Origin of the sequence: Streptomyces humicola (assembly GCF_024436035.1) — a bacterium.
Lineage (GTDB): Bacteria > Actinomycetota > Actinomycetes > Streptomycetales > Streptomycetaceae > Streptantibioticus_B > Streptantibioticus_B humicola.
Genome location: NZ_JANFNG010000007.1, coordinates 162,135 through 177,296 on the forward strand (window position 1 = coordinate 162,135; position 15,162 = coordinate 177,296).

At 70.9% G+C, this 15,162-nt stretch carries 16 protein-coding genes and 3 tRNA genes; 13 read left to right on the forward strand and 6 right to left on the reverse strand.

The annotated features are described in order from the left end of the window. Positions 1 to 193: 193 nt before the first annotated feature. Entirely contained in the window at positions 194 to 406 is a 213-nt protein-coding gene (locus tag NGB36_RS12265) for a hypothetical protein (protein WP_255920240.1), read from the reverse strand. Here NGB36_RS12265 and NGB36_RS12270 point away from each other — a divergent pair. Then, entirely contained in the window at positions 405 to 779 is a 375-nt protein-coding gene (locus NGB36_RS12270) for a DUF4232 domain-containing protein (RefSeq protein ID WP_255920241.1), read from the forward strand. The two genes, NGB36_RS12265 and NGB36_RS12270, sit on opposite strands and share 2 nt — an antisense overlap. A 91-nt stretch (positions 780 to 870) precedes the next feature. Here the strand turns inward: NGB36_RS12270 and NGB36_RS12275 are convergent, their stop codons facing one another. From NGB36_RS12275 to NGB36_RS12285, 3 genes are all read right to left on the reverse strand, one after another. Further along, positions 871 to 3,228: an ArnT family glycosyltransferase gene (locus NGB36_RS12275; protein ID WP_255920242.1), complete on the reverse strand. Its 2,358-nt coding sequence runs from the start codon at positions 3,226 to 3,228 to the stop codon at positions 871 to 873. 75 nt (positions 3,229 to 3,303) lie between these two features. Further along, a complete protein-coding gene (locus tag NGB36_RS12280) occupies positions 3,304 to 3,969 on the reverse strand; it encodes an NAD(P)H-binding protein (protein ID WP_255920243.1) in 666 nt (221 codons plus the stop codon). Positions 3,970 to 4,060: 91 nt separating this feature from the next. Continuing rightward, a complete protein-coding gene (locus NGB36_RS12285) occupies positions 4,061 to 5,425 on the reverse strand; it encodes an amidohydrolase family protein (protein ID WP_255920244.1) in 1,365 nt (454 codons plus the stop codon). Positions 5,426 to 5,664: 239 nt separating this feature from the next. Between NGB36_RS12285 and NGB36_RS12290 the strand changes: the two genes are divergently transcribed. The 7 genes from NGB36_RS12290 to NGB36_RS12320 all read left to right on the forward strand — a co-directional run bounded on the left by NGB36_RS12290 (position 5,665) and on the right by NGB36_RS12320 (position 9,968). Next, positions 5,665 to 5,737, forward strand: a tRNA-Thr gene (locus NGB36_RS12290). Between the two features lie 47 nt (positions 5,738 to 5,784). Beyond that, a tRNA-Met gene (locus tag NGB36_RS12295) sits at positions 5,785 to 5,857 on the forward strand. Positions 5,858 to 5,945: 88 nt separating this feature from the next. Then, entirely contained in the window at positions 5,946 to 6,110 is a 165-nt protein-coding gene (gene rpmG / locus NGB36_RS12300) for a 50S ribosomal protein L33 (protein ID WP_004571794.1), read from the forward strand. A 143-nt stretch (positions 6,111 to 6,253) separates the two neighbouring features. Beyond that, on the forward strand, positions 6,254 to 6,706 hold the full coding sequence (locus tag NGB36_RS12305) for a MaoC family dehydratase N-terminal domain-containing protein (RefSeq protein ID WP_255920245.1): 453 nt from the start codon (positions 6,254 to 6,256) through the stop codon (positions 6,704 to 6,706). A gap of 2 nt (positions 6,707 to 6,708) precedes the next feature. Beyond that, the gene (locus NGB36_RS12310; RefSeq protein WP_255920246.1) at positions 6,709 to 7,143 is read left to right on the forward strand and encodes a MaoC family dehydratase; all 435 of its coding nucleotides are present in this window, start codon (positions 6,709 to 6,711) and stop codon (positions 7,141 to 7,143) included. Between the two features lie 323 nt (positions 7,144 to 7,466). Beyond that, a complete protein-coding gene (locus NGB36_RS12315) occupies positions 7,467 to 8,531 on the forward strand; it encodes a UDP-N-acetylmuramate dehydrogenase (protein WP_255920247.1) in 1,065 nt (354 codons plus the stop codon). A gap of 126 nt (positions 8,532 to 8,657) precedes the next feature. Further along, positions 8,658 to 9,968, forward strand: coding sequence for a hypothetical protein (locus NGB36_RS12320; protein WP_255920248.1), 1,311 nt, complete (start codon positions 8,658 to 8,660; stop codon positions 9,966 to 9,968). Between the two features lie 2 nt (positions 9,969 to 9,970). Here NGB36_RS12320 and NGB36_RS12325 read toward each other — a convergent pair whose 3' ends face one another. Then, a complete protein-coding gene (locus tag NGB36_RS12325) occupies positions 9,971 to 10,984 on the reverse strand; it encodes an adenosine deaminase (RefSeq protein WP_255920249.1) in 1,014 nt (337 codons plus the stop codon). Between the two features lie 99 nt (positions 10,985 to 11,083). Next, a complete protein-coding gene (locus NGB36_RS12330; RefSeq protein WP_255920250.1) occupies positions 11,084 to 12,322 on the reverse strand; it encodes a pyridoxal phosphate-dependent aminotransferase in 1,239 nt (412 codons plus the stop codon). 221 nt (positions 12,323 to 12,543) lie between these two features. Between NGB36_RS12330 and NGB36_RS12335 the strand changes: the two genes are divergently transcribed. From NGB36_RS12335 to NGB36_RS12355, 5 genes are all read left to right on the forward strand, one after another. Then, positions 12,544 to 12,616: transfer RNA gene (locus tag NGB36_RS12335), tRNA-Trp, on the forward strand. A 125-nt stretch (positions 12,617 to 12,741) separates the two neighbouring features. After that, positions 12,742 to 13,044, forward strand: coding sequence for a preprotein translocase subunit SecE (gene secE / locus NGB36_RS12340; protein ID WP_255920251.1), 303 nt, complete (start codon positions 12,742 to 12,744; stop codon positions 13,042 to 13,044). Positions 13,045 to 13,120: 76 nt separating this feature from the next. Beyond that, positions 13,121 to 14,017, forward strand: coding sequence for a transcription termination/antitermination protein NusG (nusG, locus tag NGB36_RS12345; protein WP_255920252.1), 897 nt, complete (start codon positions 13,121 to 13,123; stop codon positions 14,015 to 14,017). A gap of 237 nt (positions 14,018 to 14,254) precedes the next feature. Next, the gene (locus NGB36_RS12350; RefSeq protein WP_255920253.1) at positions 14,255 to 14,725 is read left to right on the forward strand and encodes a helix-turn-helix transcriptional regulator; all 471 of its coding nucleotides are present in this window, start codon (positions 14,255 to 14,257) and stop codon (positions 14,723 to 14,725) included. A gap of 10 nt (positions 14,726 to 14,735) precedes the next feature. After that, positions 14,736 to 15,146, forward strand: a complete 411-nt coding sequence (locus NGB36_RS12355; protein WP_255920254.1) for a VOC family protein — start codon at positions 14,736 to 14,738, stop codon at positions 15,144 to 15,146. Positions 15,147 to 15,162 lie beyond the last annotated feature (16 nt).

Here is a 15,162-nt window from a genome sequence, read left to right on the forward strand (position 1 = left end):
TGCGACCGGGCCGGTGCGGGCCAGGCGAAACTGATCGCTCGCGCGGGGCGTGATGACGCACGTAGGTCACTTCGCTGACGCGTCCACAACACGCTGGAGGATTCGTGAACCCGCGCCGGGCCGCACTCGTCCGCGGCACTGCCGCCGCCCTCACCACACTGGTGGTCGCCCTCGGAGCCGTCGGCTGCGGCGGTCAGGCCGGCGGCAGCAGCAGCGTCGGCAACGGCAGTGGGCCGCGTGCGACGCCGTCGCGTTCTGCGGCCTCCGCAGCCTCCTCGGCCTCTGCCTCTGCCTCTCCGTCCGCGGTCGTGGTCGGCGACGCCTCAAGCGTCAGCAGTGCCTCGACCCGTTGCCGGACGGGTGAGCTGAAGGCCGACATCCAACTGCAGAAGGAGGGCTCGGCCATGGTGATCCTCACGAACAAGGGTTCGCACACCTGCACGGTCGACGGCTATCTCGGCTACGGCGGGCTGCTGGCGGACAACAGCGTGGTGAACGTGCCGACGAAGCGCGAGGCCTACCCGGGCGCATCGGTGCGGACCACGCTCAAGCCGGGCACCAGTGCCTTCTCCGGCCTGAAGTGGGCGAGCTGCGACAAGGCCGATGCGAGCTGCAAGGTGCTGGCCGGTGTGCAGGTCACCCCGCCCGACGAGACGACGCAGCTCACCGCGACCGTCATCGGCCTGAACGGCAAGCCCGTGGACCAACTGCCCGTCTCTGCCCCGGGATTCACCGTGGGCTCGCTCCAACCGTCCAACGAGGGCGTCGTCTTCCCGTGATCCAGCCGGATGAGGAGGCGCCTCGACCACGCCGAGGGCCCTCGATCACATGAGGTGGCCGAGGGCCCGGGCAAGGGTGGGTGACAGTGCGTCAGTGCGTGGGGGAGCACTGGTAGAGGGAGCCGGAGGACTCCTGCGAGCCGCCGCCGTAGTAGCGGGCTGGGACGATGGCGCACTTCGCCTTGACCCATGAGATGATACTCGTCGCCGAGTCGGCCGAGCCGGCTGAACCGTTGCCACCGCCGAAGAAGGCGCCGATTCCGCGCCCGCCGCTCACCAGCACGTACTGCACCTTGCCGGAGTGCACCAGCTGCTGGAACTGACTGAGCGTCGGGGACGGCACGTCGCCGGTGAAGCCGCCGATCGGCAGCACCTCGGCGTTGGCGGCGACGATGTACGGGGACGATGCGCTCCAGCTCGTCGTGGCGAAGACGTACTCCGCCTTGCCCCGGTGCGCCTCGGTGTAGTCGAGCAGCTCACGCTGCTGCGCCGTGAGCGTGCCCGAGCTGTCGCCGAATCCGCCCATGCCCCCGGCGCGTCCGGCGCCGTGCGAGCCCTGGCCCTGGCCCTGGCGTGCGCCGCCCGCCAGCGCCGCCCATGGCATCTCGGCCGCGCGGCCGCCGGCCGCCGCCCGGGCGAAGCCTCCACCGCCGTGCCCGCCCATGCCCGAGGGGCCGACGGCGCCCATCATCGTGTTGCTGTACGCCGGGTTGAACACCTGGACCGCCCAGGCGCCGGGCGCGATGAGCACCGCCGCGAGGCCCGCGAGCAGCCCCGCAAGGGCGATCCGGCCGCGCGTGGCCAGGCGGGCGCCGGGCCTGGCGAGCGCGAGCAGCACCACCGCGGCGAGGCCCAGCACGATCGACACCGGCGCCAGCCAGGGCAGGAACGACGGGAACTGCAGCGAGATGAACGCGCCCCACGCCGCCGTCGCGCCGACCGCAGCCGGGAGCGCCCAGGCTCGACGTCCCCCGGCGCGATAGGCCCGCCACATCAGGGTGATCCCGCCGCCGGTGAGTGCTGCGAGCGGCACCGCGATCACGCCCATGTAGTACGTGTGGCCGCCGACGCTGCCAGCGCTGAAGACGAGGAAGTACGTCACCAGCCAGATGCCCCAGAGCAGGAAGCCCCCGCGGATCTTGTCGGTGCGCGGCTTGCCGCGGCGCCACGCCAGGCCGCAGACGATGGCGATGGCCGCCAGCGGATAGAGCCAGCCGGTCTGCGAGGCGAGTGACGAGCCGAACATCTTCCCCCAGCCGTCCTGGCCGCCGAAGCCGCCTCCGCCGTGCATGCCGCCGCCGGCGCCCGCGGCGGCCCCGGCTCCCGTACCGCCCGCCTGGGCGCTCATGCGGCCCGCTCGGGTGAACCCGGAGCCCGAGCCGCTGCCGAACCCGCCGCCGGATCCGCCGGCGTGGCGGTGGTGGAACGCACCGCTGCTGCCGGAGCCGGACTGCCCCTGGCCCTGTCCCTGTCCCTGGCCAAGGCCAAGGCCAAGGCCAAGGCCCGCGCCGGACTGCGGCGCGGCACCGGCGTTCCGGGCGCCGCCACCGTGGCCGCCGCCCTGCGTGGCGCTGACGCTTCCCGTGGAGGCGGCGCTGATGCCGAGCGAGGAGAAGCGGTTCAAGAAGTTGTAGCCGACAACCATGCTGAGGGCGGAGTTGTTGGTCGTGCCGTCCACGTACGGGCGGTCCTTCGCCGGGGTGAGCGTGACGGCCACGATCCAGGACGCCGAAACGGCCACCATCACCAGCCCGGCGACGCAGACATGGGCGATCCGCTTGCGCAGGACGTGGGGTGCCGAAACCAGGTACACCACCGCGAGCGCGGGCAGCACGGCCCAGGCCTCCAGCATCTTGGCCTGGAAGCCGACCCCCACCCATACGCCGGCGAGGATCAGCGATCGCAGACGCCCGTTCTCGGCGGCGCGCTGGGTGGCGTCGGCGGCGAGCAGGACACAGAGCGTGAACGCCGGATCCTCGACAGCGGTACGGAACAGCCCCGCGGCTGCCGGTGTGAGCAGAAACGCGACGCAGGAGATGAGCGCCGCATTGACACCGGCCCACCGGCGGATGACGCGGAACAGCACCAGGACGCTTGCGACGCCCTCGATGACCTGAGGAAGGGTCAGCGCCCAGGGGTGGAAGCCGAAAATGCGAGCGGAGAGCGCCTGCGGCCACAGAAATCCGGGCAGCTTGTCAAGGGTGATCGAATTGCCGGGGTCGAACGATCCGAAGAAGAAGGCCTTCCAGCTGTCGGTCATGCTCCGCGCGGCGTTGGCGTAGAACATGTGGTACTGGCTGTGGTTGATGTCCCAGGCGTAGAGCAGGACGGCGAACGCGGCGATCGCCAGCAATGCCGGGCGCGAGTACGCGGGTTGGTCGACCGGCGATCTCCACAGGCGGCGGGCGGTGCCGGCGGGGACGGCCGGGGTGAGCACAGTCGTAGCCATGCATCGCAGTCTTCGGCATGCGCAACGGTGCTCTATGCCATGGCAGCTCGATTCAAGGAACTTCTCATGAGTTCCTCATGGGCGCATGGACAACCTTTTAACTGCTTGACCGACCGTTGTCGTGCCGCTAATCAGTTCCAGCGTCCGGCCGGCCGTCCCCGGCTCGTCCAGCAGAGCGAGGAGCACCGCGGCCACGTCGTCCCGCGGCACGGCGCCGCGGCCGGTGTGGTCGGCCAGCTCCACCAGGCCGGTGCCTGCGTCGTTCGTCAGTCGGCCGGGCCGCAGCACCGTCCAGTCCAGGCCGCTGCGTGCCCGTATGTCCGCATCGGCCGCGCCCTTCGCCTCCAGGTATGCGGCGAAGACGTGATCCGTGCCCGGGGGCGGTGGGCTGTCGGCGCCCATCGCCGAGACGACCAGGTGCCGCCGTACGCCCGCGCGCTCTGCCGCGTCGGCGAAGAGCACCGCCGCTCCATGATCCACGGTGTGTTTGCGGGCCGCTCCGCTGCCGGGCCCCGCACCTGCTGCGAAGACGGCCGCGTCGGCTCCGGCGAGGTGACCCGCGACCTCCTCGACCGTGGCCGACTCCAGATCGCAGACGATCGGCTCGGCCCCCGCCGCCCGCACGTCGTCGGCCTGATCCGCGGAGCGGATGATGCCCGCGGCGCTGTCACCGCGCGCGGCCAGCAGTCGTTCCAGCCGCAGCGCTATCTGTCCGTGTCCACCAGCGATCACGATGTGCATGAAAGGACCGTACGCCGGGCCACTGACACTCGCGCCCGGAACCGCTGATCGTCGCTCGGGCTCGGGCTCGGGCTCAGGCTCGGGCTCGGGCTCAGGCCGGCGAACCGCCGCTGCGCCACTGCCGCGGCAGGTCCATCGCCTCGGTCACCGCACAGTCTGCGTACTCGCGCACCGCACTCGTCCGTGAGACCACCCGCCCGCGGTGGATGACGATCCTGCTGTACCCGAGCGACAGCACGCCCTCCATCCGCTGCCCGCGCACCGCGAGCAGGTCCGCAGGGAACCCCGCCTCCACGCGCACCTCCGGCAGCCCGAGCACCGCCCGCGCCTCTGTGCTCACCGCTTCGTAGGCCGCCCACGGCGCGCACTCGCCGTACGAGGCGAGCAGGAAGGCGGCCTCGACCGGATCGGCCCGTCCGACCGGGTTCGCCGCGTCCCGCAGCGCCCCGCTGCCGGCAGCCACCCGCACGCCCGCGCCGCGCAGCGTGCGCACCACGCCGGGCCCGGACGCGCCGCGCGGGCCTTGTTCGAGCGCCCCGCAGCCGCCCTGCGGCAGGCACACCACCGAGACTCCGGCGGCCGCCAGCTGCCCCGCGGTCCGCACGGCAACGTCCTGCGGCAGCCGGGCGAGCCCGGCACACGGCCCGATCGTCACTCCGGGGCGCAGCCCGCCCGCCATGGCCGCGAGCCGCGCGAGCCGTGCCGGGTCGTCGCCGTCGGTGTGCAGGTCCACGGGGCATCCGAACTCCGCGGCGACCCCCAGCACCGCCTCCGCGTAGCCGGCCGGGTCCGGATCGAGGTCCGGGCATCCCCCGACCACCTCCGCTCCCATCTTCAGCGCGTCGCGCAGCATCGCGAGCCCGTCGGCACCGGCGGCGCCGGTGAGCACCCGGGGCATCGCCACCGTGCCCAGGCAGACGAGCCCGCGCAGCGAACGCCGCGCCTTGAGCACCGCCTCCAGCGCCTGCAGCCCCTGCACATCGCCGATCCGTACGTGTGTACGCAATGCCGTGGCGCCGTGGCCGAGTTGGAGCAGGGCCGCCTCGGTGACGCGGCGTTGCACGTCCTCGGGGTCACCGCTCGGCGGCCCGCCTCCGTCGGCGGTGAGGGCGGAGTCGAGGTGGGCGTGGGGCTCGGCGGGCGCGGGCAGCAGCAGATATCCGCTCAGGTCGACGCGCGCCCCCTCGGCCGCGGCCGGTTGCGTGAGGCTTCCGGCGGTGCCGACCGCCTCGATCCGTCCTCCGCACAGGCGCACGTCCACGACGCGGCCGTCGCCGAGCCGGGCGCCGGTGAGCAGGAGTTCGTGCGTCGGGCCCTCGTCCGGCCCGTCGCACCCGGCCGGCTCCGCCCGCTCGCCCCGCTCCGCCCGCTCGCCTCTGTCGTCGGGGCCGTTGCCCGTGGTGCCTCCGTCGGGCTTACGAGGCTGATGGGGCTGCGGCGGCACGCTCTCGGTCATCGCGCTCCTCCGGTCAGGGTCGGCGACGTCGGGCCGGCGCACAAGATCACTCAGCATGAGCCTATGGGCCAGGGCGTGGCGAGACGCGCAGGAGGGCAATAGTCGTACCGGAGCTGTCGATTGGGAGCGAGGCGCAGGTGGCTGCTGTGGTGCCCGGGACGAGGGCTGGTGCGCCGCTCGACCACCGCCGATACGGATTTCACGATCAGGCGGTGGACCGTGTAATGTCTTCCTCGCTCGCCCCAATAGCTCAGTCGGCAGAGCGTCTCCATGGTAAGGAGAAGGTCTACGGTTCGATTCCGTATTGGGGCTCTGGTGTGACGGTTTTCCCGCCTTCGGGCGGGGCGGCCGCTCATCACAGCGGCGTAGCTCAGTCGGTAGAGCAAGCGGCTCATAATCGCTGTGTCACCGGTTCAAGTCCGGTCGCCGCTACACTGTGTAGCCGATTGTGGGATCGGTCCTCCAATCGGCTACTCTTGCTGCGTTCACCCGTCTGTCTTGTCCGTCAAGGAGCACTCACGTGGCTGCCACCGACGTCCGCCCGAAGATCACGCTGGCCTGCGTGGAGTGCAAGGAGCGGAACTACATCACCAAGAAGAACCGGCGCAACGACCCGGACCGTCTTGAGATGAAGAAGCACTGCCCGCGTTGCAACGCGCACACCGCGCACCGCGAAACGCGCTGAGCCAGGCCCCACTGCAAGGCCTACAAGGCCGTCCCCGCTTCCGGGGGCGGCCTTGCGTCGTTCCGCCGACCCAGTCGCTGCCACGGCCACAGACACGGCCACAGACACAGAACACAACAGAACCCGGTCAACCGGAGGTGCCGATGCCGCTGGACCAGTCCTTCGTCGGGCGTACGTACCCGCCCACCGAACCGTACGAGGTGGGCCGGGAGAAGATCCGTGAATTCGCCGAGGCGATCGGCGACGCGAATCCCGCGTACACCGACCAGCGGACGGCGAAGGCGCTCGGCCACCCCGATGTGATCGCGCCGCCCACCTTCCCCTTCGCGATCACCTATCGCGCCGCGGCCCAGGTGGTCAATGACCCCGATCTGGGCCTGGACTTCAGCCGCGTGGTGCACGGCGACCAGAAGTTCACCTACATCCGCCCGGTGCACGCGGGGGACCGGCTCTCGGTCACCTGCGCGATCGAGGCGATCAAGTCGATGGCGGGCAATGACTTCATCACCATCACCGGCACGGTGCACGACCAGTACGGCGGGCACGTGGTGACGTCGACGATGATGCTCGTGGTGCGCGCTGCGGAGGGCGAGTGAGCATGGCGACGAGGCTGAAGTACGACGAGGTCGAGGCCGGGACGGAGCTCCCGCCGCTGACGGTTCCCGTGACGCGCGCCACGCTGGTGCAGTATGCGGGCGCCTCCGGCGATTTCAACCCGATCCACTGGAACGAGAAGTTCGCCAAGGAGGTCGGTCTCCCGGACGTGATCGCGCACGGCATGTTCACCATGGCCTCCGCGATCCGGGTGGTGACCGACTGGGCGGGCGACCCGGGCGCGGTCGTCGAGTACGGGGTGCGCTTCACCAAGCCGGTCGTGGTGCCCAATGACGACAAGGGCGCGGTCATCGAGGTGTCCGGCAAGGTCGCGGCGAAGCTGGACGACGAGGCGCGCACCGTGCGCGTGGACCTGACAGTGACGGCCGGGGGCCAGAAGGTGCTGGGCCAGCCGCGCGCGGTGGTGCAGCTGGCCTGAGCGCCGCGGCCGGTGCGAGTCGGTGCGAGCCGTCGTGAGCCGTCGTGAGCGGTCGGGCCCAAGAACATGGGGCGGGAGGGCGGAACCGGCCTCGCGCGTCGGCAGCCTGCCCCCGGCGCTGCGGACCGGCGCTGTGGACCGACGCCGCGGCCGTCGTCCTCGGCGCGGCCACCGCTGTGCTCATCCCGGGAATCATCCCGCGAAGCGACCGGCCGCAGCCGGACCTCCTCCGGGACGAGGAGACCGCCGCGGTGGCGCAACCCGCCTGACGGCCGACCTCCGCCCGTCAGCCGTTCGCCGAGCCGGCGAGGCGCACCCGTAGGGTGGAGCGCGTGCACGAGACCTACGACGCCCCGCTCGCCCCGCTGACGACCTTCCGGCTCGGCGGCCCGGCCACCCGCCTCGTCACCGCGACCACCGACGACGAGGTGATCGAGACCGTCCGTTCCGCGGACGATTCCGGTACGCCGCTGCTCATCATCGGCGGCGGCAGCAACCTCGTCATCGGCGACGAGGGATTCGACGGCACCGCCCTGCGCATCGCCACCCGCGGCTTCGCCCTCGACGGCACCGCCCTCGAACTCGCCGCGGGCGAGACCTGGACCGAGGCGGTCTCGCGCACCGTGGAGGCCGGCCTCGCCGGGATCGAGTGCCTGGCCGGAATCCCCGGCTCCGCCGGTGCGACGCCGATCCAGAACGTCGGAGCGTATGGCCAGGAGGTCTCCTCGACCATCACCGAGGTGATCGCCTACGACCGCGCCGGCCGCGAGACCGTCACCCTCACCGGCGCCGAGTGCGGCTTCGCCTACCGCGACAGCCGCTTCAAAGCGGACCCGTCCCGCTACGTCGTGCTCCGCGTCCGCTACCGGCTCGAAGACGCCGACGGTCTGTCCGCCCCCGTCAAGTACGCGGAGGTGGCCCGTGCCCTCGGCGTCAGCCCCGGTGAGCGCGTCCCGGTCGCCACGGCCAGTGAGACCGTGCTGAAGCTGCGCGCCGGAAAGGGCATGGTGCTCGATCCCGAGGACCACGACACCTGGTCGGCCGGGTCCTTCTTCACCAACCCGATCCTCCCGGACGCCGACTTCGCCGCCTTTCTCGGCCGGGTGCGCGACCGCCTCGGCCCCGACGTGCAGCCGCCCGCCTTCCCTGACGGGGAGGGCCGCACCAAGACCTCCGCGGCCTGGCTGATCGACAAGGCCGGGTTCACCAAGGGCTACGGCACCGGGCCCGCCCGCATCTCCACCAAGCACACCCTCGCGCTCACCAACCGCGGTACGGCCCGCACCGAGGATCTGCTCGCCCTCGCCCGCGAGGTCAGGGACGGGGTGCAGACCGCGTTCGGTGTGACCCTCGTCAACGAGCCGGTGATGGTGGGTGCCCGGCTGTAGCGCGGGAAGCGCCAGGACGGCCGCGGCTTCGAGGCGTTAGAGGCGTTCGTCTTCGATCGCTTTCGACGTCCTCGATACTGAGTCGAGATCTTTTCGAGACCTGACGTGACCATCAGGACCCTGCTCATGAGATTCTCATCCAAGCGCCCACAGGCGGGCGGACGGGAAGGACGGGACGTGCGGAACGCGGGCAACGCGGGAACGACGAGTACCGCGGAAAGGGACGCGGCACAGGTCGGGCGAATAGCCGGCTCGCCACTGCGGTGGCACCACGCACTGCTCGTCGCGTGGACGCTCGCATGGTTCATCGTCGCCGAACGTCACGGGGGCGTGTCCTGGCATTACCTCAAGCAGGGCGAGGAACTGCTCTTCGGCCAGATGGGCGGCGGCGGCCTCGCCCTCTACGCCAACAACCCCCAGCTGCAGATAGGCCCCGTCAGCTTCCTCGTCGCCGGCCTGTTCGCCCCTTTCCCCGACGTGATCGGCGAGAAGCTCGCCGAGGCCACCATGTCCGGCCTCGGCCTCTACATGCTCGTCCTCGTCGGGCGCACCGCCGCCGAGCACTACCGAGGCACTGGGCTCAACCACAAGCGCCTCCAGCAGCGCGTCCTGATCGCCGGGCTCGCCTTCATCCCCATGTGGGTCGAGGTCTCCGTGCGGTTCGCGCACCTGGACGACGTGCTGGCGCTGTTCTTCACCACGCTCGCCGTGCGCTCCCTCGTCCGCGGCAACGCCACTGCGCTCGGCGTCTTCCTCGCCCTCGGGGTCGACTCCAAGCCCTGGGCCGTCGGATTCCTGCCGCTGCTGCTCGCCCTGCCGAGAGCGACCTGGCTGCGCTCGTGCGTGGTCGTGATCGGCGTGGTCGCCGTGGCATGGCTGCCGTTCTATCTGACGCACATGAACACCTTGAACGCGGCGCACTTCACCATCCCCAACCAGCCCGCCTCGTCGCTGCGCTGGTTCGGCGCGACCGACCCCGTCACGCCCTGGTGGGACCGGCCCGCCCAGATGGCACTCGGGCTCGGCCTCGGCACCTGGGCGGCACGCAGGGGCCGGTGGCCCGCCGTCGTGCTGCTCGCGGCCGACGCGCGCATCGTGCTCGACCCGAGCGTCTACACGTACTACAACGCCTCCGTGCTGCTCGGCACCCTGATCTGGGACGCGATAGGACAGCGCCGGCTCGTGCCGTGGGTGAGCTGGATCGCGCTGATCACGCTCTACGGCAGCGCCCTGTTCGTGCCGTCGGACTCCACGCGCGGGCTGATCCGGCTCGCCTTCGCCGTCGGCTCCGCGGCGTATGTGCTGTTCTCGCCTGTGCGCCCGCCGCGGCAGGGGCGGCGTAGACGGCAGGGACGCAGCCCTGGCGACGCGTCCGCGCAGGTCCCGGCGCAGTCCACCGGCGCCCACGACCGCCTCTACACCGTCCGGACGGCCTGAGGCTACGAGTCCAGCCAGTCGTCGATCCCAGCGAGCAGCCGCTGCCGTACATCCTGCGGCGCCTGCGAGCCGCGCACCGACTGGCGCGCCAGCTCAGCCAGCTCCTCATCGGCGAAGTCGTGCGCCTCGCGCGCGAGCGTGTACTGCGCCGCCAGGCGCGAGCCGAACAGCAGCGGGTCGTCCGCGCCGAGCGCCAGCGGAACCCCCGCCTCGTACAGCGTGCGCAGCGGCACGTCCTCGGGCTTCTCGTAGACGCCCAGCGCCAGGTTGGACGCCGGGCACACCTCGCAGGTGATCTGCCGTTCGGCGAGCCGTGCCAGCAGCCGCTCGTCCTCGGCCGCGCGCACCCCATGGCCGATCCGACCGGCGTCGAGGTCGTCGAGGCAGTCGCGGACGCTGGAGGGGCCCGACAGCTCGCCGCCGTGCGGAGCCGCGAGGAGCCCGCCGTCGCGCGCAATGGCGAACGCCCGGTCGAAGTCACGGGCGAGGCCGCGCCGCTCGTCGTTGGAGAGCCCGAAGCCCACCACGCCGTGGTCCTTGTACCGCACGGCGAGGCGGGCGAGCGTCCTCGCTTCGAGGGGATGCTTCGTACGGTTGGCGGCGACGAGGACGGCGATGCCGATGCCGGTCTCCCGCGCCGCGCGGGCCACCGCGTCCAGGATGATCTCCAACGCCGGGATCAGACCGCCGAGCCGCGGCGCGTACGAGGTGGGGTCGACCTGGATCTCCAGCCACCCGGAGCCGTCCTTGACCTCCTCCTCGGCGGACTCCCGCACCAGACGCTGGATGTCCTCGGCAGAGCGCAGCACCGAGCGGGCGATGTCGTACAGCCGCTGGAAGCGGAACCAGCCGCGCTCGTCGGTCGCCCGCAGCCTGGGAGGCCGGCCGCTGGTGAGGGCGTCGGGAAGGTGCACTCCGTACTTGTCGGCCAGTTCCAGCAGGGTGCCCGGCCGCATCGAGCCGGTGAAGTGCAGGTGCAGGTGTGCCTTGGGCAGCAGGGAGACATCGCGAGCCATTCCGTGATCCTGCTATACGGGAGCCCCCGCCGGAAGCCGCTTTGTGATGCGCGGTCTGAAGGACGGGGGCTCGCCGAATGCGTGAGCGGTGCTCGGGCGTCAGTCGCGCGCCTCGCCGAGCAGCTTCTGGATACGCGAGACGCCCTCGACGAGGTCCTCATCGCCGAGCGCGTACGACAGCCGCAGATAGCCCGGGGTGCCGAAGGCCTCGCCCGGTACGACCGCGACCTCGGCCTCCTCGAGGATCAACGCGGCCAGTTCGACGGTGTCCGCCGGGCGCTTGCCACGGATCTCCCTGCCGAGCAGCGCCTTGACCGACGGGTAGGCGTAGAACGCGCCCTCCGGCTCGGGGCAGACCACACCGGGGATGTCGCTGAGCATCCGCACGATCGTCTGCCGGCGCCGGTCGAAGGCCTCACGCATCGTCGCGACGGCCGTCAGGTCGCCGGAGACCGCGGCGAGCGCCGCCGCCTGCGCCACGTTGGAGACGTTGGACGTGGCGTGCGACTGCAGGTTGGTGGCCGCCTTGACGACGTCCTTGGGGCCGATCAGCCAGCCGACGCGCCAGCCGGTCATCGCGTACGTCTTGGCGACGCCGTTGACCACGATGCACTTGTCGCGCAGCTCGGGCACGACCACGGGGAGGGACGAGAAGGTCGCGTCGCCGTAGACCAGGTGCTCGTAGATCTCGTCGGTGAGGACCCACAGCCCCTTCGCGGCGGCCCAGCGGCCGATCTCCTCGACCTGCTCGCGCGTGTAGACCGCACCGGTCGGGTTGGACGGCGAGACGAAGAGCAGCACCTTGGTGTTGGGGGTGAGCGCCGCCTCCAACTGCTCGACGGAGACCCGGTAGCCGGTCGTCTCGTCGGCGATGACGTCCACCGGCACGCCGCCGGCGAGGCGGATCGACTCGGGGTACGTCGTCCAGTACGGCGCCGGGACGAGCACCTCGTCGCCCGGGTCGAGGATCGCGGCGAACGCCTCATAGATCGCCTGCTTGCCGCCGTTGGTCACCAGCACCTGTGAGGCGTCGACCTCGTAGCCGGAGTCGCGGAGCGTCTTGGCGGCGATGGCGGCCTTGAGCTCGGGTAGGCCGCCCGCGGGGGTGTAGCGGTGGAACTTCGGGTTGCGGCACGCCTCCACGGCGGCCTCGACGATGTAGTCGGGCGTGGGGAAGTCGGGCTCGCCGGCGCCGAAACCGATGACCGGGCGCCCTGCTGCCTTCAGCGCCTTGGCCTTCGCGTCGACGGCGAGCGTCGCGGACTCGGAGATCGAGCCGATGCGGGCCGAGACCCGCCGGTCGGTAGGGGACGTAACGGGGGGAGTTGCTGCGGTCATGGCTGCCATCGTCGCAGACGGCGGCGGGGAGCGGCACGCGGGATTCCACGGGTCGCCTCAAGGAGTGAGACGCGAGCCGGGCACGCCGCAGGCGCTGTGCGGCGGTTGTCGTTCGACGGCCAGGCTGCAAGCACGTACACTCTTCCCTCGTGGTCCTCGCGGACAATCCGTGCTGCACACGCAGTGCTGCGGCGCGGATGCTGTACGTTGGGGGGCGTCAAAGGGTCGTAGCTCAATTGGTAGAGCACTGGTCTCCAAAACCAGCGGTTGGGGGTTCAAGTCCCTCCGGCCCTGCTACACGCATCGTCGCCAGGGGTGCGTGCGCGCGTACGCTTGCTAGTGACATGAACTATGAGACGCAACGCCGTGCGGCCGGGCAGGGCGCGGCACGGCCACGACCCGGATTCAGGTGAGGACGAGTGACGGAAGCCCTGGGCTCCACCGCGACGCCTGAAAGTGGTCGTCCCGAGAGCGAGACCGAAGAGCTCGACGCGAAGGCAAGGAAGAAGCGGGGTGGCAAGCGCGGCAAGAAGGGCCCGTTCGCGCGCATCGGCCTCTTCTACCGGCAGGTCATCGCGGAGCTGCGGAAGGTCGTCTGGCCCAAGCGCGACGACCTGATGCAGTACACCACCGTGGTGATCATCTTCGTAGCCGTCGTCATCGGCATCGTGACCGTGATTGACTGGGGATTTACCGAACTCGTCAAGTACGTCTTCGGCTAAGACCCCGCGGAGGGCGCCCGAGCGGGGCGCCCGTTCGCATGTTCCACCCCATTGAAGTCAGGAAGAAGCAGCCATCGTGTCTGACCCGAACCTGTACGACGTCGACCAGCCCGCCGAGGGCGAGGAGGCCGGCGAGGCTGCGGTGACGCGAGACGTGGCCGAGGCCCAGGGCGACGACACCGAGCTCGACATCGTCGAGGCCGCCGACGACGACCAGGCCGAGGCTGCCGATGCCGCCGCCGGTGTCCCTGCCGAGGAGGCAGCGGTGCACGAGACGACGGAGCCCGAGGCTCAGCAGGAGACCGAGGGCGAGGTCGAGGGCGAGGAGGCCGGCGAGGCTGCGGCGGAGGCCGAGCCCGCCGTCGACCCGCTGACCGCCTTCCGCGAGGAGCTCCGCTCCCAGCCCGGCGAGTGGTACGTGATCCACACCTACGCCGGCTACGAGAACCGCGTGAAGTCCAACCTGGAGCAGCGCGCCGTCTCCCTCAACGTCGAGGACTACATCTACCAGGCCGAGGTGCCCCAGGAAGAGGTCGTCCAGATCAAGAACGGCGACCGCCGCACCGTCAAGCAGAACAAGCTGCCCGGCTATGTGCTGGTGCGCATGGACCTGACCAACGAGTCCTGGGGCGTCGTCCGCAACACCCCGGGCGTGACGGGCTTCGTCGGCAATGCGTACGACCCCTACCCGCTGACCCTGGACGAGGTCGTCAAGATGCTCGCCCCGGAGGTCGAGGAGGAGGCCGCAGCCGCCGCCGAGGGCGGGGAGGCAGCGCCGAAGAAGAAGGTCGAGGTCCAGGTGCTGGACTTCGAGGTCGGCGACTCGGTCACAGTCACCGACGGCCCGTTCGCGACGCTGCAGGCGACGATCAACGAGATCAACGCCGACTCGAAGAAGGTCAAGGGCCTCGTCGAGATCTTCGGCCGCGAGACGCCGGTCGAGCTGAGCTTCGACCAGATCCAGAAGAACTAACCGATCTACGCCACGAAAGAGCCCCTGACCAGCGGTTTCCCGTTGATCAGGGGCTCTCTCGCGTGCGCTGGGGGCCGTCACGGGGCCGTAGGCCGTCGCCAGGCCTTCCGGTAGACCTCATCCACCGCCTTGCGGGCGCGGGTCTCACTGGTGGTACCTGGCCCGCTTCGCGGCCACGCCGCTGTGGTAGCCCGGCTGAGCGCCGGGTGCCACCGGGGCGGTTGGTACGCTCGCGGCATGAACCCGCAGGACCTGGCCAACCTCGCGAACCTGCGCCGAGCGCGGGATCTCATCGACCGGGAGTACGCCCGCCCACTCGACGTGCCGACAATGGCACGCCACGCGCTGATGTCCTCGGCGCACTTCTCGCGCCAGTTCCGTGCCGCCTATGGTGAAACGCCCTACAGCTACCTCATGACCCGCAGGATCGAGCGGGCGATGGCGCTGCTGCGCGGCGGCGTGAGCGTGACCGACGCCTGCATGGCGGTCGGTTGTACCTCCCTGGGCTCGTTCAGCACCCGTTTCACCGAGCTGGTCGGCGAGACCCCCAGCGCGTACCGCAGCCGGGAGCACCGCGCCGTGTCGGCGATGCCCGCGTGCGTGGCGAAGGTGCGCACCCGGCCGGTCAAGGGCGCGCCGAGCACTGGGGCGCCGAACGGCGGCAGGTCGAGCAGGACCCGAGAAGCGAGCCCCGAAGCCGCCGCCTAGCGTTGGCTGCATGACCATCGCACTCCAGTACTGCCACATCACCGTCAACGACCCCGACGAGGCGCTCGCCTTCTACCGTGACGGGCTCGGCCTGGAGGTCCTCAACGACGTCGCCTCGGGCGACTACCGCTGGATCACCCTGGGCAGCACGACCCAGCCGGGCCCGGAGATCGTGCTCAGCGAACCGCACGCCGGCCGCTCCCAGGCCGACGGCGACGCCCTGCAGGAACTGCTGACCAAGGGCGTCCTGCCGATGACCGTCTTCCGCACCGATGACCTCGACGCGACCTTCGAGAGGGTCCGGGCGTCCGGCGCCGAGGTGCTGCAGGAGCCCATCGACCAGCCCTGGGGTCCGCGCGACTGCGCGTTTCGCGATCCCTCGGGCAACATGGTCCGGATCTCACAGGCGCCGAAGGCGTAGCCCGCCGAACCGCGGC